Source organism: Planomonospora alba (genome assembly GCF_039534085.1).
Classification (GTDB): domain Bacteria; phylum Actinomycetota; class Actinomycetes; order Streptosporangiales; family Streptosporangiaceae; genus Planomonospora_B; species Planomonospora_B alba.
In genome coordinates, this window is the sequence record NZ_BAAAUT010000108.1 from 1 (window position 1) to 9,932 (window position 9,932).

The following is a 9,932-nucleotide window of genomic DNA, read 5'->3' on the forward strand; positions in this document are numbered from 1 at the left end:
AAGGAGCGCGCGCGCACGCGCATCCTGCTCGAAGGAGACCTGCCCAGCCCGGCCGACCCCCCGTCGGGCTGCCGGTTCCGCACCCGCTGCCCGAAGCGCGCCCTGCTGGGCGAGGCCGAGGCCCGCAGGTGCGCGGAGGAGGAGCCCTCCGTCGTACGGCTCGCGCACGCCGCCGACCACGGCGCCGCCTGCCACTACCCCGAGGACGCCGGGGCCGCCGTGGCCCCGCGTCCGTAGATATCCCCGTGGAGGAACACGTGAAGGTCGGCTACAAGGCCGCAGCCGGGGCCGCGCTCCTGGCCATGGCCCTCACCGCATGCGCCGGTGGCGCGGGCGAGCCCAAGGCCGGTTCGAGCCAGGCGGCGGAGCAGGCCCAGCAGGCCGCCGCGCAGCTGCCGGGCAGCACCATCAACCCCGTCCCCTACGAGCAGGTCGCCGACGGCGGCACCATCACCCTGGCCCTCAGCTCGTGGCAGGCCAACTGGAACTACAACCAGGTCAACGGCACCCACGACAACACCGACCAGGTGATCGAGGCGCTCATGCCGAGCGCCTTCCTGTCCGACGACAAGGCCGACGTCAACAACCACCCGGACTACATCACCGAGTGGAAGATGGAACTCCAGGGCGAGACCCAGGTCGTCACCTACAAGATCCACGAGAAGGCGACCTGGTCGGACGGGACGCCGATCACCTACAAGGACTTCCAGGCGCAGTGGAAGGCCCTGAACGGCTCCGACAAGAAGTTCCAGGTCTCCTCGACCGACGGCTACGACCGGGTCGAGTCGGTGGAGAAGGGCGCCACCGACAAGGACGTCGTGGTGACCTTCGCCAAGCAGTACCCCGACTGGAAGAACATGTTCGCGCCGCTCTACCCGGCCTCCACCAACTCCGACCCCGAGGTCTTCAACAAGGGCTGGATCGGCAAGATCCCGGTCACCGCGGGCCCGTTCAAGGTCGACTCCATCAACGAGACCACCAAGACCGTCACCCTGGTCCGCGACGACAACTGGTGGGGCCGCAAGGCCAAGCTCGACAAGGTCATCTTCCGCGCCATCGAGGACGGCGCGACGATGAACGCCTTCGCCAACGGTGAGATCGACGCCTTCGAGATCCCGGGGAACGCCTCCGACCTCAAGCGGGCCAAGGAGGTGCCGAACGTCGACATCCGCAAGGCCGCGGCCCCGAACTGGCGGCACTTCACCGTCAACGGCTCCAGCGAGCTGCTGAAGGACAAGTCGGTCCGCCAGGCCGTCGCGATGGGCATCAACCGCGAGACGATCGTCGCCTCCGACCTCAAGGACATGGACTGGCCGATCCAGACGCTCGGCAACCACCTGTACATGAACACCCACAAGGGGTACGTGGACAACTCCGGCGAGGTCGGCAAGTACAACCCGGAGAAGGCCAAGCAGCTGCTGGAGGCCGCCGGCTGGAAGCAGGAGGGCGAGTACCGAAAGAAGGACGGCAAGGAGTTCGCCATCCGCTTCACCTACCCGGCCTCGCTGGCCACGGCGAAGCAGGAGGCGGAGCTGACCCAGGCGATGCTGAAGGAGGTCGGCGTCAAGGTCAACGTCGAGCCGGTCCCGGACGACAAGTTCTTCGACGACTACGTCATCCCCGGCAACTTCGACATCGCGCCGTTCTCCTGGCTCGGCACGCCGTTCCCGAACGGGGCTCTGCCGCAGATCTACAAGACGCCGACCAGCCCCGAGAACTACGGCAGCAACTTCCCGCGGATCGGCACGCCCGAACTCGACGCGCTGATCGAGCAGGCGAGCGGCGAGATGGACCCGGCCAAGGCGATCGAGCTGGGCAACCAGGCCGACAAGCTGATCTGGGACCTGGTGCACACCATCCCGCTGTACCAGCGGCCGAGCATCTACGCCACCAAGAAGAACCTGGCCAACTACGGCGCCTTCGGTTACGCCGACCCGAAGGACTGGACGGCCGTCGGCTTCACCAAGTAAGCCGGCCCGCCAGGCCCGTCCCGCGCCCTTCCCCGCTCCGGCGGGGGAGGGCACGGCCCTTTTCCGCCGGGGTCTTCCGGGGGCTTCCCGCCGGGGCCCTCCGCGGGGCGGGCGCTTCTCCGGGCGGTGAGGAACCGCCTGTTCAGGTGGTGAGGGCCATGCCGCGGGTCAGCGGGCGCACGTCCGCGGCCGGCTGCGGGAGCAGCGCCTCGGCGCAGTCCGGGCAGGCGAACAGGATCGCGTCGTTGGGGAGGCGGCCGATGCGGATCCTCGGCCGGGGCCACTTCTTGTGGCAGGCTACGCAGGCGTCTCCCTCGCACTGGGCGGGGGTGAGACCCTCGGGGTCGAACGTCATGAGCCGTGCCGTCGCGGTCGGCCTCCAGTGCATCGCGTTTCCCGTCCTGATCACGCAGTCTCCCGTCGCAACCGTTATAACCTCGCCACCCTCCGTGATCGCTTTGCTCAGTCCCAAGCCGCGGTTAAATCGCCTCCCGGGAGTGCGCCGAGCGACGACAAAAGGGGCACACGGTGTCAAGCCGGGTGCCCCTCGTCTCGGGTCGTAAACGGTCAGACCTCGCAGACCGCCTTCTCCAGGATCGCCAGCCCCTCCTCCAGCAGATGCTCGGGCATCACCAGCGGCGGCAGGAAGCGCAGCACGTTGCCGTAGGTGCCGGCGGTCAGCACGAGCAGGCCCTCGGCGTGGCAGCGCCGGGCGATCTCGGCCGCGGCCGTCGGGTGCGGGTCCTTGGTGCCGGGGACGACCAGCTCGATCGCGGTCATGGCGCCCCGGCCGCGCACGTCGCCGACCACCGGCGCCCGCTCGGCGAGGGCGCACAGCCGGGGCAGCATGACCTCGCCGATCCGGCGGGCCTTTCCGACCAGGTCCTCGGCCTCGATGGTCTCCAGCACGCCGAGCGCCGCCTCGCAGGCGAGCGGGTTGCCGCCGTAGGTGCCGCCCAGGCCGCCGGGGTGCACCGCGTCGAGGATCTCGGCGCGGCCGGTGACGGCCGCCAGCGGCAGGCCGCCCGCGATGCCCTTGGCGGTGACGATGATGTCGGGGACGACGCCCTCGTCCTCGCAGGCGAACAGGTGGCCGGTTCGGGCGAAGCCGGTCTGCACCTCGTCGGCGATGAAGACGATGCCGTTGGCCCTGCAGTACTCGGCGATCCGCGGCAGGAAGCCCTTGGCGGGCTCGATGAAGCCGCCCTCGCCGGCGATCGGCTCGATGAGCACCGCCGCCACGTTCGCCGCGCCGATCTGCTTGTCGATCTGGTCGATCGCCTGGGCCGCCGCCTCCTCGGCGCAGTTGTCCGGGCCCGTCGGCCAGCGGAACGGGTAGGCCAGCGGCACCCGGTAGACCTCGGGCGCGAACGGGCCGAAGCGGTGCTTGTACGGCATGTTCTTGGCCGTCAGCGTCATCGTCAGCAGGGTCCGGCCGTGGTAGCCGTGGTCGAAGACCACGACCGCCGGGCGGCCGGTGGCGTGCCGGGCGACCTTGACCGCGTTCTCCACGGCCTCGGCGCCGCTGTTGAGCAGGAAGGTGCGCTTGGCGTGGTCGCCGGGGGTGATCTCGTTGAGCCTCTCGGCCACCCGGACGTACGACTCGTACGGCGTCACCATGAAGCAGGTGTGGGTGAAGTCCGCGACCTGCCTGCGGACCCGCTCGACCACGCGCGGGGCGGAGTTGCCGGCGTTGGTCACCGCGATGCCCGAGCCGAAGTCGATCAGGGAGTTGCCGTCGGCGTCGACGACGACGCCGCCGCCGGCGTGCGTCACGAAGACCGGAAGCGTCGTGCCGATGCCCGCGGGGACGGCGGACTGCTTGCGCGCGAACAGCTCGCGGGACCTCGGGCCGGGGATCTCGGTGACGACGCGGCGCTCCTGGGGGAGCGACGGGCCGCCCTGGGTGACGGTGCTCATGCCCGTGACGGTATGCCGGGAGGGCGGGGACGCCGATGGTGCACTGTGGCAAAATCGCCGGGACCGGATGTCCGCCACGTACAAAACAGCCGCGCGGGGGACGGCCGGGAAGGGCGCGCGGGGGACGGCCGCCGCGCGGGAGCAGGACCGGGAGGGCACGTGGCGCCGACGCTCCGCACCGTCGTGCAGCGGCTGCCGCTCGGGCTCTCCGCGCTCACCGGGCACGGGGCGCTGGACCGGCCGGTGCGCTGGGTGGCGGTCAGCGAGCTGGAGGACCCCACGCCGTTCCTGGAGGGCGGCGAGCTCGTCCTCACCACCGGCATGCGCCTGGACGACGCCGCCGCCGGGCCGTACGTCGAGCGGCTGGTCGCCCGGGGCGTCGCCGGGCTCGGGTTCGGCGTCGGACTGGGGCACGAGGCCGTCCCCGCCGGGCTGGTGGCGGCGGCCGGCCGGGCGGGGCTGCCGCTGCTGGAGGTGCCGCGGGAGACCCCGTTCGTCGCGATCGGCAAGGCGGTCAGCGACCTGCTGGCCGCCGAGCAGTACGAGGAGATCGCCCGGGCCTTCGCCGCCCAGGGCCGCCTCACCCGCGCGGCGCTGGGCCCGGAGGGGGCGCGGGCGGTGATCGACCGGCTGGCCCGCGAGCTCGGCGGCTGGGCGGTCCTGCTCGACGAGGCGGGCGCCGTACGGCATGCGGCGGGCCGGGGCGCGCACGCCGCCGTCCGGTTCCTGCCCGAGCTCGGCAGGCTGCGCGGGCGCGCCCGGCAGGGCGGCGGGTCCCCGGCCAGCCTGGCCTTCTCCACCCCCGCCGAGCACGTCGTCGCGCAGCCGCTCGGCGCGCGCCGGGTCAGGGGGTTCTTCGCGGTCGGCCTCGGCAAGCCGTTCACCCCGGTCGAGCACACCGTGGTCAACGCGGCCGGCTCCCTGCTCACCCTCGCGCTGGAGCACGGCAGGGAGCACCTGGCGGCCGAGCGCAGGATCCGCGCGGCGGTGCTCCGGCTGCTGCTGGCGGGCGAGGCGGAGGCCGGGCGCGAGACGCTGGAGCGGCTGGGCGAGCGGCTGCCCGGCGGACCGCTGGCGGTGCTGGCCGCCGGCGGCGACGCCGAGGCGGCGCTGGAGGCCGCCGGGGAGGAGTTCGCGGCGGCCGACGGCGACCGGGTGGTCGTCCTGGTGCCGGAGGCCCGGGCGCAGGCGGCGGCCGAGGCGCTGGCGGCGGCGGACGGCGGGCCGGTGGGCGTCGGCGGCGGTGGAGCCGGGGGAGCTGCGGGCCGGGCTCGACCAGGCCGACCGGGCGCTCGCCTCGGCCCGGGGCGGCGCCGGGCCGGTGGTGCGCTTCGCCGACCTGGCGGGCCGGGGGCTGCTCTCGCTGCTGGACCCCGGCGCGGCGGCGGCGTTCTCCGCGGCGCTGCTCGCCCCCCTGCGGGAGTACGGCTCCCGCGCCGACCTGGTGGAGTCGCTCCGCGCCTACCTGGCGTGCAACGGGCACTGGGACGCGGCGGCCCAGCGGCTCGGCGTGCACCGGCACACCCTGCGCTACCGGATGCGCCGGGTGGCCGAGCTGCTCGGCCGGGACCTGGACGACCCGGCGACCCGGGCGGAGCTGTGGGTGGCGCTGAGCGTCTGAGGGCTCCGGCCCGGGGAGCGCCCGCCGGAGCGCGGCCGTCCGGCCCGCGGCCCCGCCGCCCCGGGCTCCGGGCGGGTCAGGAGGCCGGGGGGTGCGCCAGGTAGCGGTGGATGACGGAACGGGTGGCCGCGTCGAAGGCCGAGCCGTCGCGCAGGTGACCGGCACGTTCCAAACTGATCGCGCCCTGCGCGGCGGCCCAGAGCACGTCGGCGATCTTCCGCGGCTGGGTCGGGACGAGCCGCCCCGCCGAGATGCAGTCGGCGATCACCCGGTCGAAGATGTTGAGCGCGGCCCGCGCCAGGGTCCTGGCCCGCTCGCTGGGGGTGAACCCGGGGATGGACCGCTCGAACATCAGGCTGTAGTAACCGGGCTCGGCGAGCGCGGCCTCCCGGTAGGCGGTGCCGAGCGCGGTGAGGTGCTCCAGGCAGTCCGGGTGCGGGGGCACGGCCTCCAGGCGCCGCCGGAACCGTTCGAAACCCTCCAGGTAGAGCGCCTCGGCCAGGCCCTCCTTGCTGCCGAACATGGTGTAGATGACGGTCGTGGAGCAGCCCGCCTCGGTGGCGATGCGCCGCATGGACAGGCTCTCCGGGCCGATGGTGAGCAGCAGGTGGTTGGCCACGTCGAGGAGCTTGGCGCGCAGCTCGTCCTGGCCGGTGCGGTCGCCTGCCAGGTAGGCGCCCTGGAGTCCGAGCGGCGCCGGGGGGATCACTGGGGGCCATGCCTTTCCGCTCGGGGGGTTCGCATCCGATGACTTAGCCATGGTGGAGATCGTTCAAACCGCTAGTACGCAGAAATATCATCAGATACCCCTGTTTTCGGGGCGCAACCGGGAATGAGCATTTTATGCGGAACGGCCGACGCCGGTGAGGCCCTTGTGCGGAGTGGAGCAACACCGGGTCCCGCCCGGTGGCATACCGTCGAAGGCATGGACGTGCGCCCCTTCTGGCTCGCCGGCCGCCCCGCGACCGGGGACGGCGAGCTCACCGTGACCAACTCGCATGACGGCCGCGTCGTCGGCGTCTGCTCCGTGCCCACCCGCGACCAGGTCGAGCAGGCCGTCGCCGCGGCGGACACCGTGCGCAAACAGGCCGCAGCGCTCCCGGTCCACGTGCGGGCCGAGGCCCTCGCCCACGTCTCGCGCCGGCTGGCCGAGCGCGCCGAGGAGATCGCCCGCCTGATCACGGAGGAGAACGGCAAGCCGATCCTCTGGGCCCGCGGTGAGGTGGCCCGCGCCGTCTCCACCTTCCGCTTCGCGGCGGAGGAGACCCGCCGCCTGGGCGGCGAGGCGATGCGCCTGGACACCGAGCCCGCCGCGGCCGGCCGCCTCGCCTACGTCTCCCGCGTCCCGCGCGGGCCGATCCTGGCGATCACGCCGTTCAACTTCCCGCTCAACCTCGTCGCCCACAAGGTCGCCCCGGCCGTCGCCGTCGGCGCCCCGGTCGTCGTCAAGCCCGCCCCGGCGACCCCGCTCTCGGCGCTGCTGCTGGGGGAGATCCTCGCCGAGACCGACCTGCCGGAGGGCATGTTCTCCGTGCTCCCGGTGCCCAACGAGCGCGCCGCCGCGCTGGTCGAGGACCTCCGGCTGCCGGTGGTCTCCTTCACCGGCTCCGGCCCGGTCGGCTACTCGATCATGGACAGCGTGCCGCGCAAGCACGTCACCCTGGAGCTCGGCGGGAACGCCGCGGCCGTCGTCCTCGCCGACGCCGACCTCGACTGGGCCGCCTCCCGGGTGGCGCTGTACTCCAACTACCAGGCCGGGCAGAGCTGCATCGCGGTCCAGCGCGTGATCGTCGAGGAGTCCGTGCGGGACGGCTTCCTGGACCGGCTGGTCCCGGCCGTCGAGGCCCTGGTGACGGGCGACCCGGCCGACGAGAAGACCCAGGTCGGCCCGCTCGTCTCCGAGGCGGCCGCCGAGCGCGTCGAGCAGTGGATCGCCGAGGCCGTCGCGGGCGGCGCCCGCGTGCTGACCGGGGGCACCCGGGACGGCGCGACCGTCGCGCCGACCGTCCTGACCGACGTGCCCGCCGACGCCAAGGTCGCCTGCGAGGAGGTCTTCGGCCCGGTGATGATCGTGCAGGGCGTGCCGGACGCGGACGCGGCCTTCGCGGCGGTCAACGACTCCAGGTACGGCCTGCAGGCCGGGGTGTTCACCCGCAGCCTCGACGTCGCCTTCCGGGCCAACCGCGAGCTGGAGGTCGGCGGGGTGGTCATCGGCGACGTGCCGTCCTACCGCGCCGACCAGATGCCCTACGGCGGCGTCAAGGAGTCCGGCGTCGGCCGCGAGGGCGTCCGCGCCGCGATGGCCGACTACACCTACGAGAAGGTGATGGTCCTGACCGGCCTGACCCTGTAGACGCCCGCCGGGCGGGCCCCGCCGGGCCCGGCCGGGGGGTTCCCCGCGGGACCCGGGCGGGGCCCGGGGGGGCCCGCCCGCCGGCTTCCGCGGGCGCCGCTACGAGCGCTGCGCGGCGAGGTAGAGCGCCCTGGCGGTGTCGCCGAAGTAGGGGCCGTACATCGTGCCGTGGTCGTCGCTGTACTTGAAGCTGCTCACCGAGGTGATGGTGCCGCGGCCGGTGACCGGGTCGAAGTCGGTGAACCACGGGCCGCCGCTGGATCCGGCCGTCATGTTGCAGCGCAGGCCCTGGTCGCGGGTCTGGCCGTGCGGGTCCTCGCGGACCGGGCCCGCGCAGTAGATCATGTGCTCGCCGTCGTAGGGCGGGTCGACGGGGAAGCCGAAGCCGTAGGCGTGCCGGCCGCGGGCCTGGTTGAAGGCGATGTCCTGGGCGCCCACGATGTCCGTGAGGTGCCTGCCGCCCCGGGTGTTGAGCGCGACCATGCCGATGTCGTGGCTGTCGTCGGCGCTGCGCGACCACGGGCCCGCGACGAACATGCGCCGGGCGGTGAACTGCCCGTACGGCCGGCTGCCCCGGTCGTAGCCGGGGACGAAGGTCCAGTTCTCCGCCCAGGCGCCCTTGCCGTCCTTGACGCAGTGCCCGGCGGTGACGACGAGGTCGCGGTTGGCGCTGCGCACCGCGCTGGCCGAGCAGACGAAGTCGACGCCGCCGAGGGTGAGGAACACCCGGCCGGTGGTGGCGCGCACCGCGCCGCCGGCCGACCAGCGGGCCCCGCTGGTCACCGCGGCGGTGCGCGGGGCCTGTGCGGCCCGGGCGGTGCGCCGCCGTTCGGGGGCGGGCGGTGCGGCCCGCCGGCGCTCGGGGGAGGGCGGTGCGGCCCGCCGGCGCTCGGGGGCGGCGCCCGGCGCGTCGGGGACCAGGCTGCTGTCCAGCGACAGCAGGTCCGGCCGCTGCCCGAGCGCCTCGGAGCGGCCGGTCAGCGCGCCGGTGAGCGTGTCGAGCAGGTCGAGCGGGACGGCCCGCTCCATCCGGTCGGGCGTCCAGTACTCCAGCACGCGGCGCTGCTCCGCCCGGCTGCGGGCGGCCGTGCGCTCGACGACGTCGGCTCCGCGCACGTGCCGGCGGGCCTCCCCGGTCCGGTCGGCCTGTGCGCTCCGGCCGGTCCGGGCGGCCCTGCCGGTGGTGTGCGCGGGACTCGCTGTGAGGACCGCCGCGACGCTGCCGACGACACCCCGTCCGTGCTCGGTGGTCGTCGCGCCGGTCAGAGGGACGCTCGTCAGTCCGATGACGAGGGGGGCGGCCGCAAGCAGGGCAAGACTCGGGGTCATGGGAACCGAGTTTGCACTACGACACGTGGCGTCGTGACTACTTTCAGTGAAACCGCGACGGGGTGTCGGTGCGCTGTGCCGCCTGGTAGACGGCCTGGGCCTCGGCCCCGAAGTAGGGGCCGAACATCCGGTCGGCCGCGAAGCCGTACTTGAAGCTGTTCACCGAGTTCAGCGTGCCCGTGCCGGTGCCCTCGTCGAAGCGGAGGAACCAGGGCCCGCCGCTCGACCCGCCGGTCATGTCGCAGCCCAGGCCGAGGTCGCGGGACGTCAGGAAGTCGTCGAAGGCCCGGCCGCTGCAGTAGACGAGCCGCGAGCCGTCGTACGGGGCGGCCGCCGGGTAGCCGAAGGAGTGCATCGGCTGCCGCCGGGCCTGGTTGAAGGCGATGCCCTGGCCGCCCACCACGTCGGTCAGCCGCCGCCCGTCCAGCGGGGCGACCACCGCGGCGGCGACGTCGTGGTCGAGGTCCTCGGAGTCGTTCCACTGCGGGGTGGTGTAGAGCGTGGTCGCCACCCAGGTGCCGTACGGCCGCTCGCCGGCGGTGTAGCCGGGCACGAACACCCAGTTGCCGTGGAAGGCGCCGCCCATCCGCACGCAGTGCCCGGCGGTGATCACTGTGCTCCTGTTCTCGCTGGTCACCGCGGTGCCGGAGCAGGAGGCGCTGCGGCCCTGATAGGTGAAGAAGACCCGGCCGGTGGCCGCGGCGACGGTGCCGCCGCGTGTCCAGGCGGCGCCGGGGAC

Annotated in this window: 9 protein-coding genes and 1 pseudogene; 5 read left to right on the forward strand and 5 right to left on the reverse strand. The window is 73.6% G+C overall.

Translation table 11 applies throughout. From position 1 onward, the window contains the following. Positions 1-237 (forward strand): oligopeptide/dipeptide ABC transporter ATP-binding protein (locus ABD823_RS33540; RefSeq protein WP_344866827.1); only part of this gene is annotated, 237 nt, incomplete at its 5' end. Positions 238-245: 8 nt separating this feature from the next. Further along, the gene (locus ABD823_RS33545) at positions 246-1,970 is read left to right on the forward strand and encodes an ABC transporter family substrate-binding protein (protein WP_344866829.1); all 1,725 of its coding nucleotides are present in this window, start codon (positions 246-248) and stop codon (positions 1,968-1,970) included. A gap of 142 nt (positions 1,971-2,112) precedes the next feature. Here ABD823_RS33545 and ABD823_RS33550 read toward each other — a convergent pair whose 3' ends face one another. Together ABD823_RS33550 and gabT are read right to left on the reverse strand one after the other, a co-directional pair. Continuing rightward, positions 2,113-2,379 (reverse strand): hypothetical protein, encoded by a 267-nt coding sequence (locus tag ABD823_RS33550; RefSeq protein WP_344866831.1) that lies wholly within the window; start codon positions 2,377-2,379, stop codon positions 2,113-2,115. 158 nt (positions 2,380-2,537) lie between these two features. After that, entirely contained in the window at positions 2,538-3,890 is a 1,353-nt protein-coding gene (gene gabT, locus ABD823_RS33555) for a 4-aminobutyrate--2-oxoglutarate transaminase (protein ID WP_344866833.1), read from the reverse strand. 12 nt (positions 3,891-3,902) lie between these two features. On the opposite strand from gabT, the pseudogene ABD823_RS33560 reads away from it, so the two are divergent. Together ABD823_RS33560 and ABD823_RS33565 are read left to right on the forward strand one after the other, a co-directional pair. Beyond that, positions 3,903-4,355 (forward strand): annotated as a pseudogene (locus ABD823_RS33560) (PucR family transcriptional regulator ligand-binding domain-containing protein); the annotation flags it as partial. A gap of 223 nt (positions 4,356-4,578) precedes the next feature. Continuing rightward, a complete protein-coding gene (locus tag ABD823_RS33565; protein ID WP_344866843.1) occupies positions 4,579-5,511 on the forward strand; it encodes a PucR family transcriptional regulator in 933 nt (310 codons plus the stop codon). Positions 5,512-5,587: 76 nt separating this feature from the next. Here the strand turns inward: ABD823_RS33565 and ABD823_RS33570 are convergent, their stop codons facing one another. Continuing rightward, entirely contained in the window at positions 5,588-6,220 is a 633-nt protein-coding gene (locus tag ABD823_RS33570) for a TetR/AcrR family transcriptional regulator (protein WP_344866835.1), read from the reverse strand. A gap of 216 nt (positions 6,221-6,436) precedes the next feature. Between ABD823_RS33570 and ABD823_RS33575 the strand changes: the two genes are divergently transcribed. Beyond that, positions 6,437-7,864 carry an aldehyde dehydrogenase family protein gene (locus ABD823_RS33575; protein ID WP_344866837.1) on the forward strand — a complete coding sequence of 476 codons (1,428 nt, stop codon included), beginning with the start codon at positions 6,437-6,439 and terminating at the stop codon, positions 7,862-7,864. A 99-nt stretch (positions 7,865-7,963) separates the two neighbouring features. On the opposite strand, the gene ABD823_RS33580 is transcribed toward ABD823_RS33575, so the two are convergent. Together ABD823_RS33580 and ABD823_RS33585 are read right to left on the reverse strand one after the other, a co-directional pair. Continuing rightward, positions 7,964-9,193: a trypsin-like serine peptidase gene (locus ABD823_RS33580; RefSeq protein ID WP_344866839.1), complete on the reverse strand. Its 1,230-nt coding sequence runs from the start codon at positions 9,191-9,193 to the stop codon at positions 7,964-7,966. A 43-nt stretch (positions 9,194-9,236) separates the two neighbouring features. Then, a partial coding sequence (locus tag ABD823_RS33585; protein ID WP_344866841.1) for a trypsin-like serine peptidase occupies positions 9,237-9,932 on the reverse strand: 696 nt, incomplete at its 5' end.